The sequence below is a fragment of the Micromonospora sp. NPDC005710 genome (assembly GCF_040630995.1).
Lineage (GTDB): Bacteria > Actinomycetota > Actinomycetes > Mycobacteriales > Micromonosporaceae > Micromonospora.
On sequence record NZ_JBEXYP010000005.1, the window covers coordinates 341,071 to 358,912 of the forward strand.

The 17,842-nt window shown below is 69.9% G+C and carries 13 protein-coding genes; 2 read left to right on the forward strand and 11 right to left on the reverse strand.

Features of this window, described 5'->3' with window-relative positions:
* Window positions 1–60: 60 nt before the first annotated feature.
* Window positions 61–1,569 carry a family 43 glycosylhydrolase gene (locus ABZ406_RS09750; protein WP_357758079.1) on the reverse strand — a complete coding sequence of 503 codons (1,509 nt, stop codon included), beginning with the start codon at window positions 1,567–1,569 and terminating at the stop codon, window positions 61–63.
* Between the two features lie 276 nt (window positions 1,570–1,845).
* The gene (locus ABZ406_RS09755) at window positions 1,846–3,033 is read right to left on the reverse strand and encodes an amidohydrolase family protein (protein WP_357758082.1); all 1,188 of its coding nucleotides are present in this window, start codon (window positions 3,031–3,033) and stop codon (window positions 1,846–1,848) included.
* Between the two features lie 105 nt (window positions 3,034–3,138).
* On the opposite strand from ABZ406_RS09755, the gene ABZ406_RS09760 reads away from it, so the two are divergent.
* A complete protein-coding gene (locus tag ABZ406_RS09760) occupies window positions 3,139–3,558 on the forward strand; it encodes a VOC family protein (protein WP_357758085.1) in 420 nt (139 codons plus the stop codon).
* Window positions 3,559–3,570: 12 nt separating this feature from the next.
* Here the strand turns inward: ABZ406_RS09760 and ABZ406_RS09765 are convergent, their stop codons facing one another.
* The 9 genes from ABZ406_RS09765 to ABZ406_RS09805 all read right to left on the reverse strand — a co-directional run bounded on the left by ABZ406_RS09765 (window position 3,571) and on the right by ABZ406_RS09805 (window position 15,868).
* Window positions 3,571–4,083, reverse strand: coding sequence for a hypothetical protein (locus ABZ406_RS09765; protein ID WP_357758088.1), 513 nt, complete (start codon window positions 4,081–4,083; stop codon window positions 3,571–3,573).
* Window positions 4,080–5,099 (reverse strand): hypothetical protein, encoded by a 1,020-nt coding sequence (locus ABZ406_RS09770; protein ID WP_357758091.1) that lies wholly within the window; start codon window positions 5,097–5,099, stop codon window positions 4,080–4,082. The genes ABZ406_RS09765 and ABZ406_RS09770 overlap by 4 nt, the downstream gene beginning before the upstream one ends.
* A 140-nt stretch (window positions 5,100–5,239) precedes the next feature.
* Entirely contained in the window at window positions 5,240–7,369 is a 2,130-nt protein-coding gene (locus tag ABZ406_RS09775; protein ID WP_357758094.1) for a ThuA domain-containing protein, read from the reverse strand.
* A gap of 76 nt (window positions 7,370–7,445) precedes the next feature.
* Window positions 7,446–10,586, reverse strand: a complete 3,141-nt coding sequence (locus ABZ406_RS09780) for a carbohydrate-binding protein (protein ID WP_357758097.1) — start codon at window positions 10,584–10,586, stop codon at window positions 7,446–7,448.
* 221 nt (window positions 10,587–10,807) lie between these two features.
* A complete protein-coding gene (locus tag ABZ406_RS09785; RefSeq protein ID WP_357758100.1) occupies window positions 10,808–11,161 on the reverse strand; it encodes a VOC family protein in 354 nt (117 codons plus the stop codon).
* Window positions 11,162–11,450: 289 nt separating this feature from the next.
* On the reverse strand, window positions 11,451–11,903 hold the full coding sequence (locus tag ABZ406_RS09790; protein WP_357758103.1) for a GNAT family N-acetyltransferase: 453 nt from the start codon (window positions 11,901–11,903) through the stop codon (window positions 11,451–11,453).
* 249 nt (window positions 11,904–12,152) lie between these two features.
* The gene (locus ABZ406_RS09795) at window positions 12,153–13,367 is read right to left on the reverse strand and encodes a sigma-70 family RNA polymerase sigma factor (protein WP_357758106.1); all 1,215 of its coding nucleotides are present in this window, start codon (window positions 13,365–13,367) and stop codon (window positions 12,153–12,155) included.
* On the reverse strand, window positions 13,367–13,750 hold the full coding sequence (locus tag ABZ406_RS09800) for a YciI family protein (protein ID WP_357758109.1): 384 nt from the start codon (window positions 13,748–13,750) through the stop codon (window positions 13,367–13,369). Before ABZ406_RS09800 ends, ABZ406_RS09795 begins: the two co-directional genes overlap by 1 nt.
* A gap of 147 nt (window positions 13,751–13,897) precedes the next feature.
* Window positions 13,898–15,868 (reverse strand): translation factor GTPase family protein, encoded by a 1,971-nt coding sequence (locus tag ABZ406_RS09805; protein ID WP_357758112.1) that lies wholly within the window; start codon window positions 15,866–15,868, stop codon window positions 13,898–13,900.
* Window positions 15,869–16,316: 448 nt separating this feature from the next.
* Here ABZ406_RS09805 and ABZ406_RS09810 point away from each other — a divergent pair, with 448 nt between their 5' ends.
* Window positions 16,317–17,591, forward strand: coding sequence for a cellulose-binding domain-containing protein (locus tag ABZ406_RS09810; protein ID WP_357758114.1), 1,275 nt, complete (start codon window positions 16,317–16,319; stop codon window positions 17,589–17,591).
* Window positions 17,592–17,842 lie beyond the last annotated feature (251 nt).

Here is a 17,842-nt window from a genome sequence, read left to right on the forward strand (position 1 = left end):
GGCCGACGAAACCCCGCGACCGGCCCGGGCTGCGGGCAGCCGGGATGCCCGCCTGACGGGTCACTCCAGGTGGAAGGTGGCCGAGGCGCGTTCGGCGCTCGAACTGACCGGCTCGATGTAGAGCAGCCCGTCCCGGTGGCGCACCTGGCGGCCCGGGAAGTTCTGCGACTCCAGGGAAATGCCGGTGCTGTCGGCGAGGCCGGCCTGACGACGGAAGCTCGCGTCGCCGCCGAACAGCGCCGAGCCGTCGTTCTTCTCCACGTACAGTGCGTAGCCCCGGTGGCGCAGGTAGTAGCCGGGGAAGTTTGTCGACTCCAGCGACACCGACCCGCCGCCGGCGAGACCGGTGACGATGCGGAACTGCGAGTCGGCCAGGTTCGTCACGTTCGGCTCGAGCCGCGCCCGGTAGTCGTAGTGCCGGATGTAGCTGCCGGCCTGGTCATGAGAGCGCAGCCGCGCCGGTGTGGCCCCGTCGGGCACCGGAATGCCGAAGTTCGGGGTGCCGTCGGCGTTCCAGTACACCTTCTGCAACCTCGTGCGTCGGTTCGGGTCGTTGAGCGGGTCGCCGGTGATGTCGCGGTAGTTACGATCGTGGTAGACGAGGATGTCGCTCTGCCCGTCCTCGGAGACGGTGAACGAGTTGTGGCCGGGGCCGTACTGGCCGGTGGCCGCGTTGCTGGCGAACACCGGGGTGGGGCTCTTGCTCCAGGAGGCGGCGTCGAGCAGGTTCGCGGTGGCGGAGGCGCTCAGCATCCCGAGGCAGTAGTTGGCGTCCGTGGCGCTGGCCGAGTAGGTCAGGAAGAGCCGGCCACCGCGCTGGACCACCGCCGGTCCCTCGGCGACCCGATAGCCGCGGGTCTCCCAGTCGTACGTCGGGACGACCAGCCGGGTCACAGTGCCCGTGATCTGCCACGGATTGGCACCCATTCGGGCGAGGTAGACGTTGGAGTTGTTGGAGATGCCCGGTTCCTGCTGCGCCCAGGTGAGGTAGCGCACCCCGTTGGCGACGAAGGTCGAGGCGTCCAGGCTGAAGGTGTCCCAGGGTGTCGTGATGCGACCGCGTTCCGCCCACGATCCGGTGAGCGGATTGGCGTTCGCGTTCTCCAGCACGTACATCCGGATCCGCCACACGTCATCGGTGCGGCCCGCGGCGAAGTAGACGTACCACCTGTTGTTGATGAAATGGATCTCCGGCGCCCAGATGTGCGCGCCCATCTCCCCGCTTGTGTGACGACTCCAGATCGTCGTCTCCGCCGCTGTCGCCAGACCCTGCACTGTGGTCGCCCGACGCAGCACGATCCGGTCGTACTGCGGCACGGTCGCGGTCAGGTAGTAGTAGCCGTCGGTGTGCCGGAAGATGTGCGGGTCGGCCCGCTGGTTCACCAACGGGTTGGTGTAGTTGACGGCTGGTGCCGCCTGCGCCGGCCCGGCCCCGGGCAGGCCGGCTGACACGACGAGGACCACGAGCACCGCGGCCAGCACCGACCGGAGCCCCCGAGGGGCACCGCGACCGGCGGGCCCCGGGTGGACGGCCCGGTGCGGGTCGGTTCGAGGAGATGGCAGCGGCATGTGTCCTCCGCGAGAGGAAGACCGCCAGTGACCAGCGCCCGGAGCGCCGCGGCGAGTCCGTAGCCGATCCGGTCGACGCGGGGCAGGACCGGGGGAGAGGCGCGAAGGGCTGGGATGTGACGGTGGTGTGGCAACCAGGTAGCGGAATTCATGTTGGCGTTAACATCGACACATGTCAAGGTGTCGACGAGACGCAGCGGGCCAGCGTCGTCGACGGGGCTGTGGTCGACCCCGACCGGGTCTGGTTTCGCGAGCAGCTCCGGGCATCGTGGCCCTTCATCTCACCGGAACACCCGCGCGGTAGACGAGGAGCGGGCGGCGTACTACGGTGATGTCGCCCGTCGGATCGCCGTCCACGACCAGCAGGTCGGCGTCGAATCCGGGTTGGACACGGCCCTTGCGTCGCCCCAGGCCACACACGTCCGCACCGACCGAGGTGGCTGCGGCGAGGGCGGCGGTGGCGGACATGCCGCAGGCCACGTACTCGACGAGCGTTTCCGGCAGGACCCCGTGCGGCTTCGCGGGGCCGAGGCCCGCGTCCGACCCCGCCACCAGGCGAACCCCGGCCCGGTGCAGGGTGGCGACGCCGTCGCGCAGTGCGGCAGCGCTGAGCCCGGCCCGCGCCGCCGTCTCCACCACCTCCGGTGGCGTGACCACTGCCGGGTCGGTGCCGAGCGTGGCACAGACCGCCAGCCCGGACGCGGCCAGCCGGCCCGCGAGCTCACCAGGGACGCGGGCACCGGCCGCGGTCACGCAGGTGCAGTGCTCGATACCGTCCACACCGACGCGCAGCGCCTGCTCGACCGCGCTGAGCGCGTGCGCGTGCGCGGTCACCGGCAGGCCCAGATCATGGGCCTGCGTCACCGCGGCCGTCAGCTCCTCGTCGGTGAACTGTGGCCTGGTGGTGTCGGTGCCGGGGGTGAACACTCCACCGCTGGCCATGACCTTCACCAGGTCCGCACCGGCCGCCGCCCGCACACGCACGGCCGCACGGATCCCGTCGACACCGCCCGCCTCGCCCCCCAGCGACCAGCAGTGCCCGCCGACGCTGGTGACCGGTGCGCCGGCCCCCACGACAGTCGGAAGGTCGTCCCGCACCCGCCGACCCCGCCAACGAAGCACCGCGTCACGGCGGTCGCCCAGGTCCCGGACCGTCGTGACGCCGGCCGCCAGGTGGGTACGCAGTGACGCCTCGATGACCCCGTCGAGGTCCGACTCGGGACGCTCGGCGAGCCGGCCGAGCGCGTCGGGCCCGGCGTCGGCGCACAGGTGCACGTGCGCGTCGACAAGGCCGGGCAGCAGGGTGCCGTTCGGCTCCTCGCGTACGGGCCAGCCGTCCGGCGCCTCGGCATCGCCTTGGTGCACTGCCGCGATGCGCCGGTCGTCGAGCAGGACCAGCACCCCGCCGTCGACGAGCCGTTCCCCGTCGAACATCCGGGCCACCCGGACAGCATGCTTCGTCATCGTCACTCCAGCCCTCAGCCACACTTGTTTTCGGCACGCTTTCCGGGGGATACCGACGCCGCCCGACCAACTTGTGCGAGAAGCGGCGACGACAGGAGGACGGCGATGGCGTTGGCCAACCCGGCACCCGACTACTTCGAGCCCGAGGACGGCATGTTCCTCGCAACCCTGCTGATCGTGCGCGATCTGGCCCGTTCCCGGGAGTACTACGAGCGGGTGTTCGGCGCGACCTGCGTCCACGAGAGCAGCCCGCTGATCATGAAGTTCTTCAACACCTACATCATCATCAACGTCGAGGGCGGTCCGACGGACGACAAGCCGACCGTGCAGGCCAAGGCGCCAGCCGACTCGAACACCCTGAGCTGCGCGATGAACGTCCGGGTGCGGGACATCCGGAAACTCTACGAGGAGTGGACGTCCCGGGGGGCGGACTTCCTCACCGAGCCGAAGGACCACGGAACGGAGATCCGCTGCTACCTGCGCGACCCGGACGGCTACCTGGTCGAGGTGGGGCAGGGTCTCTGACCGTCGGGCCGGCTATCGGGACATCACTGCGCGTCGGCCGTAGTCGGCGGCCACGGCGATGACGAGCGGGCCCCACGCGAGCATCGGGGCGTAGTAGCGCAACACCTCCCAACCGGGAGCCGGATGCACCGGTTCGTCGTCGCCGATGCCCACCCATCCGCTGTGCACAAGATGGAACCTCTGGTTCACGAGGAAGTAGACGCCGATGGCGACGAGTGTCCAGCCGCCGACCAGCGCCACGCGTACGACCGGACGGGCGGGTATGCGACGGCCACCCATGCGGGGCACCCGGTGCGGAAGTCGCTGTCCCCACCTGTGCACCAGCCCGAGTGTCGCCAGGGCCAGTCCCATCGACACAGCGGACAGGAAGATCATGTACCACCGGGTGACGGCATTCTCGGTGAACACCAACGACAGTCGCCAGAGAGCCGACGGCAGGACACAGAGCGGTACGGCGTAGGCGGCCCAGACCGCCCAGCGCGGCGGGGCGGCGGTCACGACGTGGGCAGAGCCGGTGGGGCTCATGGTTGCTCCGATCCGTGGAGGTCGGTGATTGCGGTGTCGGCCGAGGTGGCGAAGGCATAGCCGGTGGTGGTGACGGCCAATGCCACTCCCCAGCCGAGGAACACCAGCAGCGTGGCGGTGACGGCCCATCCGTCCCACACGTCGGTCCATTGGGTGGCACCTGTGCGGAGTCGGCTGACGAGAACCGCGATGCTCAGCACGCCGTAGGTGACGAGAGTCAGCGCCACCACGCCGGCCGGGACGACAGCCAGCCATCGGGGCACCTGCCGACCGTGCAGTCCCGGAACCCAGTGCGGGACCTGCTGCCCCCACCGCTGTACCAGCCCGAGGACGAGCAGGCCGGCGAGCGGCGGGACGAGCGTGATCGCCACCCCCGTCCCGGTGGAGAGGTTCCGCTCGATGTCGTTCAGTTCCCGCTCGGAGATGCCGACCGGAACGCCGAGCACCCACAGCGCGTGGGGCACGGCCCAACCGATCACGGGTAGCGCGACGGCGACGTACGCCCAGCGGCGCGTCCATCGGGGCACCGGGCGGTAGCCGACGGTGGCCGGCCCGCGCCGGGGCCCGGCTGCGTTCGCGAGCCCGGCGAACAGGACCCCACCTGCCACCAGCACCAGCCGGGCTCCGAGGTCGCGCCAGTCCGAGGGCCGCCCTGCCAGCGCCGCCGGAATCTCGAAGATCAGGTGCAGTGGGAACGCGACAACCACGAGGAGCGCGGCCGCGGCCCAGCTACCGACCGCCGCCCGGCTGCCGGGAACCCGGACCGTGCACCCGAGCACCACCGCGAGGGCGGCACCGACTCCCACCGCTCCCCAGCCTGACCAGAACGGCAATGACGCGACCTGGTCGGCGCCGCACCCTCCCGTCGGATCGACCAGATCGGTGCGATCGCAGGCGGTGTAGCCCCACCGACCGCCGGCGATCCAGTACAGCCGCTGGGCCACCGCGGCGACGATGAACACGGCACAGGCCAGCGCCCACGGTCTGGTACGTGTCGGTACGTCCTCGACAGCCATGAACACACGATCGCTGGCTGCGGATCGACTCTCCTCCCCGGCAGAAGGGGACATGCTCCCTCCGCCGGGGGACAGGCCGAAGCCCCAGCCGAACCCGGGCCAGGGACCGTGGCATCGCGCCAGGGGGTTCCGGCCCACGGTCAGCTGCCGTACACCTCCACCTCCCACAGCGAGTAGCCGTACGCGGGCAGGGCCCGCTGGGTGCCCTGGACGCGTAGGTAGCGGCCGGTCGCCGAGAGGGCGATGTCGTCCACACCGCCGTCGCCAGTGGTCGTGGTGTGCGCCGGTGACCAGGTGACGTTGTCCGGGGAGACCTGGATCTGGTACGCCCGCGCGTACGCCGCCTCCCAGGTCAGCCGGACCCGGTCAAGGGCGCGGGACGCGCCGAGGTCCACGCTGATCCACTGCGGGTCGGCGTACGCGCTGCCCCAGCGGGTGGTGGTGTTGCCGTCCACGGCGTTGGCCGCCGTGTGCGTGCTGCCCGGCTCGACACTGGACGCGGTGACCGGCCTGCCCCGGGAGAGCAGGGTGCTACCGGCGGCGGTGCCGTAGACGTTGAGATCCCACAGCGAGTAACCCCACTGGGTGGCTCGCTGGGTGCCGTAGACCCGAAGGTAACGGCCGGTGCCGGTGACAGTGAGGTCGTCGACGCCGCCGTCTCCGGTGGTCGTGGTGGACAGCGGTGACCAGGTGACGTTGTCCGGGGAGACCTGGACCTGGTACGCCCGCGCGTGGGCGGTCTCCCAGGCCAGCCGCACCCTGTTGATCGCGTAGGTGGCCCCCAGATCGACGGTGATCCACTGCGGGTCGGCGTACGCGCTGCCCCAGCGGGTGGTGGTGTTGCCGTCCACGGCGTTGCCCGCCGCGTGCGCGCTGCCCGGCTCGACACTCGACGCCGTCACCGGCCGGCCCCGGGCCAGGTCGGTGGCGGGCGGCTCGCTCGGACCGTCGGTCCTGATCCGCACGTTGCGATAGTTGATGTCCATCCCGGCACCGTCGTTCTGCAACCCGATGTAGCCGTTGGCGATGGCCCGGCTGCTGACGTAATCGTTGATCTTGACGCCGTTGAGCCAGATCTCGACCCGCTGGCCGTGCACGCCGATCTCGTACGTGTTCCAGGAGCCGGGTGGGTTGAGCGCCGCCGCTCGCGCGGCCAGGTTGGGTGCCTGGAGGCTGTAGACGCCGCCGGTGGTACGCGTCGGGTCGCCGTCGGTGGCGTCGATCTGGATCTCGTGGCCGGCGGCGACCGGGCCCCACGGGTCGCCCTGCGGATCGGGGAACCCGATGAACACCCCGCCGTTGTCGTCGCCGGGCATCATCCAGTCGACCTTGAGCGAGTAGTTGGCGAAGGTGCGTACCGGGTACCAGAGCAGTCCCATGCCGCCGTTCGACGTGAGGGTGCCGTCGGTGAGCGTGAAACCGCCCGGCCCCGCCTGCCGCCACTGCCCGAGGCTGGCCTGGGTGCCGTCGAACAACGGGGTGTAGCCGGGCTCCGGCCGACAGTCGGCCGCCACCGCCCCGGCCGCCACCCGGATGCCACCGAGCAGCATCCGCGTGAAGTTCGCGTCGGTGTAGCTCTGCTCGGTGTGACCGAGGCCGGTGTACCAGGAGCGTCCGCCGCCGTAGCTGTGGCACCAGGTGATCGGGTGGTCACCACCCATCGACCCACCGGTGTACGACGACTCGTCGAGGCTCGCCAGCACCTTGACTGCCGAGCGGGGGTTGGCCCGGTAGTCGTACCACTCGTCGGTGCGGGTCCACGTCGACGGCAGGTGCGCGGTCGAGGCGTTGGCCCGGTCCTCGACCCGCACTGTCGCCTGCTGGGTGGCGGGGTGCGAGGCGAAGTAGGCGCCGACCAGCCCGCCGTACCACTGCCAGTCGTACTCGGTGTCGGCGGCGGCGTGCACCCCGACGAAACCGCCGCCGGCGGCCACGTACGCCTCGAAGGCACCCTGCTGGCCGGCGTCGAGCACGTCGCCGGTGGTACTGAGGAAGACCACCGCCTGGTACTGGGCGAGGTTGGCGGTGGTGAAGGTCGCCGCGTCCTCGGTGGCCGTGACTGTGAAGCCGTTGGCCGCGCCGAGTTGCTGGATGGCGGCGATGCCGTTCGGGATCGACGAGTGCCGGAAGCCGGCGGTCTTGGAGAACACCAGCACCTTGTCCAGCGGTGCGGCCTCGGCCGGGGTCGAGGCCACCGTCGCCGCACCGGCGGCGAGGGTGAGTCCGGTGACGACAGCGGCGGCGAGTGAACTGATGGTGCGTCTACGCATTGAGGGCTCCTTGTGGGAGGGGTGTGCACGGCAGTTTCGGAGCCGGCGGGCCCGAACGGGCCAGCCGGCTCCGGCGTCAGATGGTGACCAGGTCGAACTTCTCCCACGGGCCGATCGCGTCCCGGTTCGCGATCAGCGCCTCGGCCCCGCCGTTCTCGGCGACCACGTACCTGTTGTTCACCGTCGCCCGCAGGCTGACCGAGCCGTCGCTGTTGCGGACCAGCGCGAAGGTCTCCCACGCACCTGCGGACGCCCGGTTGGCGATCAGCGGGTTGGCACCGGCGTTCTCGGCGCAGACGACCTGACTGTTGACCCGGGCGCGCAGGGCGATGGTGCCGCCGCCGAGGTCGATCTGGTCGAACTGCTCGGAACCACCGACGCTTGTCGCGGACGCGACCAGGTTGCCCGCGCCAGCATTTGTGGCACTGACGTACCGCCCGTTCGCCTGGGCCCGCAGCGCCACCGCCCCGGTCGTCGGCGTGCCGCCGGTGAGGATCCGCAGCGCGTCGACCATGCCCACCGATGTGGTCTTGTTGACGATGCGGATCGTGTGGGAGCCGGTGGCCAGCCCGGTCTTGCGGAACACCACCTGCTGGGCCTGCCGGGCACCGGCGACGTTCAGATTCACGTTCGTCTGCAACACGTTGTCCAGGTAGACGTCCACGTTGCCCATGTCGCTGAACCGCTCGGACAGGTACTCCACCCCGGTGCCGGTGAAGGTGTAGCTGGCCGCCGAGCCGACAGTGGTGCTGTGGTGGGTGTCGTCGTTGTAGTCGCCGTAGCCCCGGGTGGTGGTGTGGTGCCAGTTGGCGTCGTAGGTGAGCATGGTGTCGTTCACCAGCCCACCACCGCCGGCGCCGCCCAGGCCGAGGGTCGAGGCGGTGCCGGCCAGGCTCTTCTCACCCTGGTTGGCGGTGCCGGTGAGCGTGGTGGTCGCGTACGCCGACAGCGGTTTGGCGGTGCGCTCCACCACGTACACAGTGTTCGCCGCGGTGGCGAAGCTGATCTCGGCGGCCGAGGTGGTGGTCAGCACGGCGTTGTCAGAGGTACGACGGACCCGGACCTCCTGGCCGCCCCACGGGTTCACCACCCGGGCCGTCTTGCCGTACTGGCTGCGCAGCCCGACGTACTTGGTCTCGCCGGCCTCGCGCTCCGAGCTGACCAGGAACCCGTCCTTCGCGAGCAGGGTGAACTTCCCGACGAAGCTGGTGTCGGTGGGCGCGGCCGGGAAGACGCGGATCTTGTCGTTGTACGACTGGAGCAACGACTCGTTCATCGCCGTCAGGTGCACGCCCAGGTACTCGAAGACGCCGTTGGTGTTGTTCGTCATCCCGTTGGGGTAGTTCTGGTACTTCTGCAGCATCGTCCGCATGCCCTGGAACGCCTGGTCGCCGAGCCCGAGGCGGGCGGCGTGCACGTGGTCGTTGGACCAGACGTTGCCGTACGGGTGAGGCCGCACGTTCCAGGTGGTGATGGCGGTCTGCTGGTCGGGGTAGCCGATGCCGGTCTGGTCGTACGGCCAGGCCAACTCCAGCGCCACGTTCTCGTTGTTGCGGGTCTGCGCGATCGGTGGGTCGTGCGGCAGGTACGCCCCGTTCTGCACCTGGTACGGGGCCAGGTTGCTGACGATCGTCTGCCAGTTGGCCCGCAACCCGGCGTCGAGGCCGAGTTGCTGGCTCACCTGGATGGTGAGCGGAAAGAGCAGCCGCACCGCAGCCAGGTCGGTGATGGCGTTGCGGACGTCCCAGTACGTCTCGTGGGCGTTCGAGCTGGCCATGTACCACCGGCCGGTGGCGCTGTCGTAGTCCAGCATGTCCTCGTAGAACTTCACCGCCTCCCGCAGGTATGGATAGGCGGTGTTGCGCAGGTACGACTCGTCGTTGCTGTACCGGTACTGCAGGTACATGTTGTAGGCGGCCTCGGTGCCGGTCGAGTAGGTGTCGTTGACGTAGTCGCTGTTGATCGTGCCCCGGGCGTTGCCGTCCCAGCCCATCGTCTCGGGCACCCACAGCCCGTCACTGCCGTACCTGGTGGTGGTGTACGTCTTCAGTGCGGACAGGTTGCGGCTGTAGAGCCGGTTGAAGCCGGCCATCAGGTCGACGTGGTTGCTGGCCAGGAACGAGTTGTAGACGTCCCGTTGGTTCCAGTACCAGTACCCGTTGCTCCACTTCGAGGTGTCCTGGGTCGCCCGGAAGACCCCGTTGATGAAGTGCAGCGGGTAGGTGCCGTAGCCACCCGCGGCGATCATGTAGGTCGCCAGGTAGTAGACGTTCTCCAGGTAGTCGGCGTCACCGCCGGCGTTGGAGTACTGGACGAACGATTTGGCCCAGAAGTCGTGCCACCAGTTGCGGTAGTTGGTGAGCGTGGTGGCGTAGCCCGCGCTCTTCACCGCCGCCAACTGGTTCTTCGCCTGGGCCACCGAGTTCAGGCCCGGCGAGTTGACCCGGCTGGCCGCGGTGAACCACACCGTGTAGCTCGACGTGGGGGTGATCGTCAGCCGGACCCGGGTGCCGTTGACCACCTGCGAGGAGTACGAGGCCCCCTCGACTGTGGCCGCGAGGGTGTACCCGAAGTTGTTAGCGTCGGTCTGCCCACGGCTCAACCCGACGCCGCTGGCGTCGGCGAAGGTCGACACGGTACGCCAGGTGTTGAGGTCGGGGACGTCAGCGATGTTCTGGACCGTGTTCATGTCCCACAGGCTCAGGTCGAGCCCGACGCTGCTCACCCCGGGTCGAGTGTCCTCGACGTGGATGCCCATCACCTCGGAGTTGGGCGCGCCCAGCACCGTGACGGTGCGGTTGTTGTCGTATCTCGTGGTCAGAGTGCCGTCGTACAGCGAGAGGCGTTGCTGGAAGGTGGTGTAACCGGTGTCGAGCTGCGGGTTGCTGTAAAGGTTGACCAGCCCGGCGGCGTAGGTCGACTGCTGCGCCAGGTCGACACCGGAGACCTGGGCGGTCAGACCGTTGTCGTTCCACACCATGGCGCCGGTGCGGCCGTTGCCGACGGTGAGCCCGTGCAGGGGGTTCGTGTTCGGGCGGTTGTAGACGATGTCGTGCTTCGACAGGTAGGCGGCCCGGTCGACGTTCACCGTCCCGGTGCCGGACCCGAACGCGGTGTCAGTGGGTGCCGCGGTCGCCGGCACGCCAGGGCCGACGGCGACGACACCCCCGGCGAGCAGGACGGCGAGCGCAATTCGTAGCGGCGGCGTCAACGTCATCGACACGATCTCCTCTGGATCGTCGCGGATGCAGGTCTCGCACCCCGGAAAGCTTCCCGGGGTGCCCACGTCCGCCGAAACGAGGGCGATGTCGAGACGACGCGGAGCGGTGCCACCGCGCTGCCTTGACGGCAAACGGATGAACATCGATCCACATCGTTGATGTGCAGTTAACATCGGGTGTCCGTGAGGGTCAATCCCTCGGGACTGCCGAGGTCGCCTCAGGGGCGGTGGGCCGCCACGTTGATGACGTTGCCGTCCGGGGCGCGGACGAAGAACCTGCGCACCCCCCACTGCTCGGTGGTCAGCGGGTGCACGATCTCGCAACCGAGCCGCTGTGCCTCCGCGTACGCGCCGTCCACGTCGTCGACCTGCACCGAGATGACCGAGTCCTCGGGTGCGGTCGCGTCGCCGGAGACGAGCTGCACGGCCACGTCGGGGTCGGATGAGGTGTAGCGGGCCACCCAACCCAGGTTGAACGCCTCGGTGCTCAAACCGAGAAAGTCGGTGTAGAAACCCTTCGCGGTGCTGACGTCAGCCACCGGAAGGTTGGGCAGGATGCGGATGACGCGCATGCGGACCCCCAGCTCAGACGAATTGACCCCGTCCGATTATCTGCCTGACATGACCTTCCCCGCGCACTCCGAATCTCGGAGCGGCGGCGGATGGTCCCAAGGCTCCTCGTTGGGCGACGGATCTCTACCGACCGGTGCGCAGCTCGCCAAGAACTCGTACAGCCTCGGCGCGGACCTGCGCCGGGCAGCCCCAGTCGTCGTTCGTCAGCGGCGGATGTCGGCGGCCGAGGCTCGACTTCGTCGACGGGGAATACCGGTCGGCCGCACTCGACGGCCGACCGGTATGCCGTCAGAGGGTCATGTAGTAGCGGACCAGCGGCAGGGCGGTCATGCCGAGACTGTCGTAGAAGGCCCGGGCCGCGTCGTGGAACCGGTCGCCTCCCGTGGCGATCGACACGACATCGACATCGGCGTTCTTCATCGCTTCGAAGGCGTGTGTGCACAGCGCCGTGCCGACGTGGTGCCGACGTTGATCATCCGCCACGGCGATGATGTCGATTTCACCGCTGCGCTTGTCCTGGTTTATCTTCCACGCGACAAACCCGAGGAGCATGTCGCCATCCTCGACGACGACAACGTGCTTGTTGTTCTGTGGGTCGTGCAAACCGACCCACATCTCGCGGTAGTCCTCACGCCAGGTGCCGTGCTGGTTGGCCATGATGGCGTCACCCACGATCGACCGGAATGAGTCCTCGTAGAACGGGCCGAAGGTGGCAATGGTCAGTTCGAGTAGTGGCTCCATGTCGGATGACCGAAACGGACGTAGGTTCATGGTGTTCAGTGCCTTTCGTCTGAGGGTGGGTCGAACAGCCCGACCTGATCGCCAGGTCGGGCAACTCGCGGCTCAGATCGAGCCGCCCCTCAGAAGCGGGTGCGCTCAGCGGCGAAGCACTGCATGATCCGGACCATACTCGACCCGGCACCACCTGGCCATCCCGGACTACTGGATTGACTTGACGTGAGCTGACCTCGCTCAGGAGCGCTGAAACAGTCAGCTCAGCGCGGCTGCCTTGCCGAGCAGCACCGAGCGTTCGCGCTGGTTGGCACAGAGCCGGGCCGCCAACTCCAGGTCGGCGCGCGCCTCGGGCAGCCGGCCGAGGCGGGTCAGCAGCTCGCCGCGTACGGTCGGGACGAGGTGCGAGCCGGGGAGCCGGTTGGAGGCGATCAGCTCGTCGACGATGGCCAGAGCTGGCACCGGACCCGAGGCCATGGCGACGGCGACGGCCCGGTTGAGGTCGACCACCGGCGAAGGTGCGACCCGGCCGAGCGCCTCGTAGAGTCGGACGATCCGGGCCCAGTCGGTCTGCTCGACCGAGGGTGCCGACGCGTGGGTGGCCGCGATAGCGGCCTGTAGACAGTAGGGGCCGAGGCTGCGCCGCGATGCCCTGGCCAGCGCGGCCAGCCCACGGCGGATCGCCGGAAGGTCCCACAACCGGCGGTCCTGGTCTTCGAGGAGGATCGGGGTGCCGTCCGGGTCGGTGCGGGCCGGGAACCGCGCGGCCGTCAACTCGCACAACGCGAGCAGGCCGTGCACCTCCGGCTCGTCCGGCTGGAGCGCGGCGAGTGTGCGGGCCAGCCGGATCGCCTCGTGCGCCAGGTCGGGGCGCAGCAGCCGGTCGCCCGACGTGGCCGTCGACCCCTCCGTGAAGATCACGTAGAGGACGCTGAGCACGCCGCCCAGCCGCTGCCGGCGCTCACCGACCGGCGGTAGTTCGAACGGCACCCCGGCTGCCGCTATCGCCTTCTTGCCCCGGGTGATGCGGGCCTGCACTGTCGACACGGGCACCAGGAACGCGCGGGCGATCTCCTCGCTGGACAGGCCGCCGACGACCCGCAGGGTCAGCGCCACCCGTGCCTCGCGGGAGAGCAGCGGGTGGCAACTGACGAACATCAACGCCAGCACGTCGTCGTCGATCCGGTCGGGGTCGATCTCCTGGTCGAGCGCGGGATCGGCAGCCAACAGGGCGTATCGGGCCTGGAGGGCGGCCCGGCGGCGGATCGCGTCGATCGCCCGCCGCCGGGCCGTGGCCATCAGCCAGCCGGCCGGGTTGGCCGGAGAGGCACGCGGCCAGGACACCAGCGCCTCGGCCACCGCCTCCTGGGCGGCGTCCTCGGCCAACCCGAAATCACCAGTGAACCGGGTGAGTGCGGCGACGATCCGCGCCGACTCGATGCGCCAGACGGCCTCGACGTCGGCCGTACCCATCAGATCTGGCCGTTGCTCTCGCCCTGCGGGACCTCGTCGGCCTCGGCCACCCGCCGCACCTCGATCTTGGAGCCGGGGACCGCCGGAACCCGCGTGGCCCACTCGACAGCCTCCTGTTTGGTGGCGACCTCGAGCAGGAAGTAGCCGCCGAACAACTCCCTCGTCTCGCCGTACGGACCATCGGTGACCAGCGGTGCGTCGCCGCCGAAGTCGACCACGGCGCCCTGACGCGGATCGTCGAGTCCTTCGGCGGCGAGGAGAACACCGGCCTTCATCATGTCCTCGATGAATCGGCCGGTCGCGGCCATCGCCTCGTCGATCGAGGCCATCAGGGCCTTGTTCGTCTCATCGGTGCCCCGCATGATCAACATGTACTTCGACATCGCGTTCTCCTCGTCCGGCAGGGTCGCCTCACGACCCTCGCACGCACTCGTCGAATGAGCGGCCCGCGAAATCGACACCGCCCGGAGAATTTTCCGCCGCGGTCGAGTCCGCTCACCGCGACGTCATCCGGGTGGGCTGATCGGGCTTCATGATCGGGTTCTCGGCTGGGCGAGGAACCGCAGGTACTCCGTCCGATCGAACGGGTTGCCGTCGGTGCGGGGCCGCCGCGGCGGGTCACCGGAGATCGGGCGGTCTCCGCCGGGGACCGACGACCACAGCCCCTCCCCACTGGACAGGTCCGGCAGCCGCCGCTGCGCCTCCGGCTCGAACCGCACCGGCAGCAGCCCACCGATCCGCCAGCCGGCCGCGACGTGGTCCGTGCCGTCGATCCGGGCACCGAGCCGGATCAGGTACGAGGTGACCGGGCCCAGCCGGTCGGCCGGCACCTCGGCCTCGAACCGGCGGCACGGCTCGGACACCCGGGTGCCGGCCTCGGCGAGCGCCTGCATGAGGACGTACGGGGCCAGGTCCCGGAAGTGCCCGGCCGTGGTGATCGGTGACCAGTAGCCGCTGTGGGTGAGGGTGACCCGGATGTCGGTGACCGGCCACCCGTGGCATCCCTGGTCGAGCGCGGCTCGGGTGGCCTCCTCGATGGCCTTGTGGAACGACAGCGGCAGCGAGCCGAGTTCGACCCCCAGCCGGTAGTCCACCCCGGTTGCCGGCTCGACCCGGAAGCCGACAGTGCCGAAGAAGCCCTGCCCGATGATCTCCACCGCCGCGCCGACACCGGTCGGCCGCTCGACGTGCATGAGTCGACCCGGCCCACACTCGATCTCGATCCCGTACGCCTCGGCCAGCGTGGCGGTCAGCACCTCGCGCTGCACCTCGCCGTAGAGCAGCACGCTCGTGGCGCCGTCCGGGGTCACCCGGACCCGGAGGAACGAGTCGGCGTCCGCGATGTCCAGCAGCGCGGAGTGCAGCGCCAGCGTCCGCGCCGGGTCCCGAGGGCGAACCACCACCTCCACTGTCGGTGCCGGGAAGTGCGACCGCCCGTCGAGGCCGGCCGGGCTGCCGAGCTGGTCACCAAGGCGTACCCCGGTCAGGCCGGCGACCCGCGCGATGTACCCGCCGGTCAGCGCGGTCGCCGCGTGCTGCCGTCCGGTCGGCTCGGCCTGGTCGCTCGTCGCGCCGACCACGTCGAGCCGGGTGATCCGGGCGCGGGTCGCGGTGATCCGGCCGTCCGGTTCCCGGCGGTACGCGGTGACCCGCTGCCGCGCCCGCAGCTGCCCGCCGTAGGAACGCACGTACGCCACCCGCTCCCCGGAGGCGTCGCGCTCGACGGCGAAGACCCGGGCCCGTGGCTCGGGCTCCGTCTGCGGGGACGCGGGCAGCAGGGTCGCGATGCTGTCCAGCAGTTCGGGTACGCCGGCACCGGACAGTGCCGAGCCGAACAGCAGCGGATGAACCTGGCCGGCGGCCGCCTGCACCCGAAGTGCCGTGTCGAATTGGTCTGGGTCGGGTGGCAGGTCGTCCACCAGGGCGGCCAGCAACTCGTCGTCGTGTTCGGCGAGGGTCTGGGCAGTGGCGCCGTCGTACCACGTGTCGAAGAGCCGGAAGGCGGCGCCGGGCGTGCCGGGCGCGCGAACCGTTCCCAGCGGGGCGACGGCCGGGGTCAGGAGCCGGCGCACGTCAGCGACCAGTTCGTCGGTGCGGGCGCCCACCCGGTCGATCTTGTTAACGAAGATCAGCGTGGGTAGCCGGAGAGACCGGAGGATTCGCATGATCCGCCGACTGTGTGGTTGGACTCCCTCGACCGCCGACAGCACCAGGATCGCCGCGTCGAGGACCCCGAGCGCGCGTTCGAGCTCGGCCACGAAGTCGCTGTGCCCGGGAGTGTCGAGCAGGTTGACCTGGCGGTCACGGATCCTGAACGCGGCGACCGCGCTGCGGATGGTGATGCCCCGGCGCCGCTCGATCTCGCCGGTGTCGGTCTGGGTGGTGCCCGCGTCGACGCTGCCGAGTTGGTCGATGACGCCGGTGGCGTGCAGCAGGCGCTCGGTCAGGCTGGTCTTACCGGCGTCGACGTGGGCGAGAATGCCAAGATTGACGGTCTGCATGGGCTGACGGGTCCTCGAAAGCTCGCGTCCGGATGGGCGGGAAGGTTTCGAGTCCTCGCATGGCCGTGCTCCCGTCGGTGCGGTTCCGTGCTGGCACCGGGTCGATGGTGGCCCGGCTCCGTCTCGCTCAGGCTGGCACAGGCGGACCGGGCCCTGCCACCGAATAAAACGCTCCGCAGGTCATCACCTGCCTGCACCCCGCGCGTCGACGCTTGATTAGATAGCCGAACATCAATAGATTGAGGTTGGGCGTCGCCGAGGTCCGGGAGACCGGATCGTCGGCGGCTGACAGGTCCACCCCGAGCCGGGGCACGTCGGTCGTACGCACCGACCAGTCGCTGTGGCGCACCGCAGCGCCACACCCAGGGCAGGTTGTCGCACCGCACCCGTTCAGGGCGCACGACGACGCGCCGCCTCCGTCCCAGCTCGATGGCAGAAGGACCCTTTCATGACGAATCTTCGCGCCCGCCGCACGTCGACAGTGCTTGTCGTCGCCGCGCTGGCCGCCACCGCGACCACCACCGGAGCGGCCCTGCTCAGCGGCCCGGCCGCAGCCGCCCAGGGCTGCCGGGTCGACTACACGCCCAATCAGTGGCCCGGCGGGTTCACCGCCACCGTCAAGGTCCTACCCGGGGACGCGGCCGTCTCCAGTTGGACAGTCACCTGGACGTACGTCGGGGACGAGCGGGTCACCAACGGCTGGAACGCCACTGTCAGCCAGTCCGGATCGACGGTGACCGCCCGTAACGCGTCCTACAACGGCAGCATCCCGGCCGGCGGCTCCACCGAGTTCGGGTTGCAGGGCACGTACGGCACCAGTGGCGGCACGCCGACCGGGTTCAGCCTGAACGGCGTACCGTGCAACGGCGCCACCCCGCCGCCGACCACGCCGCCACCCACGACCCCACCACCCACGACGCCCCCGCCGACCACCCCACCACCCACGACGCCCCCGCCGACCACCCCACCACCCACGACGCCCCCGCCGACCACCCCGCCGCCGACCACCCCGCCGCCGACCACCCCGCCTCCGACCGGGTGTGCCGGCGCGGTGCTCTGCGACGGCTTCGAGGGCCAGACCGGTTCGACGCCGTCCGGTGACTGGGCCGTGGTGAGCCCGGACTGTTCCGGCGCCGGCACCGCCACCATCGACACGACCACCACGCACAGCGGCAGCCGGTCGGTGCGGATCAACGGCGCCGCCGGGTACTGCAACCACGTCTTCGTCAGGTCCACGAAGAACCTCAGCGGCGTGGGCAGCGTCCGGTACGGCCGGATCTGGGTACGGCACACCACCGCGCAGCCTACCGAACACACCACGATGATGGCGATGACCGATGCCGCCGACGGCAACAAGGACCTGCGACTCGGCGGCCAGAACGGCGCCCTCCAGTGGAACCGCGCCTCGGACGACGCGACACTGCCCGAGCAGAGCCCGGCCGGCGTCGCGCAGAGCCTGCCGCTACCCACCAACCGGTGGACCTGCGTGGAGTTCATGGTCGACGGTGCTGCCGGCCAGCTGCGGACGTGGGTGGACGGCACCGCCGTCCCCGGGCTGACCGCTGACGGCACACCGACGCACGACATCGACGGGCAGTGGTACAACCGCACCTGGCGGCCGCAGCTCACCGACCTGAAGCTGGGCTGGGAGAGCTACGGCGGTGGGGCCGACACGCTCTGGTACGACGACGTCGCGGTGGGGGCCAGCCGGATCGGTTGCTGACCTCTCTCGACATCCGCGACGAGCACCGTCACGCGGGCGGCAGGGGTGTGACCCGTCAGGTGGTCACACCCCTGCCGCCCGTTGTCGGGTGCCCGCCACTGCCGCTGAGCTGGTTGGTCCGTGCAACTGCCGTGCTTCGGCACTTGAACGAATGCACGTGGGCGGATGGGCCCGCCAGGCCTTCCGCCGGGCTTGTCCAACACATGGATCAAACACCTGCGGTCGGCGATAGTGGCCAGCGTCCCGGCATC

Bases quoted from the DNA above. Each gene is read 5' to 3' on its own strand.
- ABZ406_RS09750 (WP_357758079.1), bottom strand. From the start codon at position 1,569: ATGCCGCTGCCATCTCCTCGAACCGACCCGCACCGGGCCGTCCACCCG.
- ABZ406_RS09755 (WP_357758082.1), bottom strand. From the start codon at position 3,033: ATGACGAAGCATGCTGTCCGGGTGGCCCGGATGTTCGACGGGGAACGG.
- ABZ406_RS09760 (WP_357758085.1), top strand. From the start codon at position 3,139: ATGGCGTTGGCCAACCCGGCACCCGACTACTTCGAGCCCGAGGACGGC.
- ABZ406_RS09765 (WP_357758088.1), bottom strand. From the start codon at position 4,083: ATGAGCCCCACCGGCTCTGCCCACGTCGTGACCGCCGCCCCGCCGCGC.
- ABZ406_RS09770 (WP_357758091.1), bottom strand. From the start codon at position 5,099: ATGGCTGTCGAGGACGTACCGACACGTACCAGACCGTGGGCGCTGGCC.
- ABZ406_RS09775 (WP_357758094.1), bottom strand. From the start codon at position 7,369: ATGCGTAGACGCACCATCAGTTCACTCGCCGCCGCTGTCGTCACCGGA.
- ABZ406_RS09780 (WP_357758097.1), bottom strand. From the start codon at position 10,586: ATGACGTTGACGCCGCCGCTACGAATTGCGCTCGCCGTCCTGCTCGCC.
- ABZ406_RS09785 (WP_357758100.1), bottom strand. From the start codon at position 11,161: ATGCGCGTCATCCGCATCCTGCCCAACCTTCCGGTGGCTGACGTCAGC.
- ABZ406_RS09790 (WP_357758103.1), bottom strand. From the start codon at position 11,903: ATGGAGCCACTACTCGAACTGACCATTGCCACCTTCGGCCCGTTCTAC.
- ABZ406_RS09795 (WP_357758106.1), bottom strand. From the start codon at position 13,367: ATGGGTACGGCCGACGTCGAGGCCGTCTGGCGCATCGAGTCGGCGCGG.
- ABZ406_RS09800 (WP_357758109.1), bottom strand. From the start codon at position 13,750: ATGTCGAAGTACATGTTGATCATGCGGGGCACCGATGAGACGAACAAG.
- ABZ406_RS09805 (WP_357758112.1), bottom strand. From the start codon at position 15,868: ATGCAGACCGTCAATCTTGGCATTCTCGCCCACGTCGACGCCGGTAAG.
- ABZ406_RS09810 (WP_357758114.1), top strand. From the start codon at position 16,317: ATGACGAATCTTCGCGCCCGCCGCACGTCGACAGTGCTTGTCGTCGCC.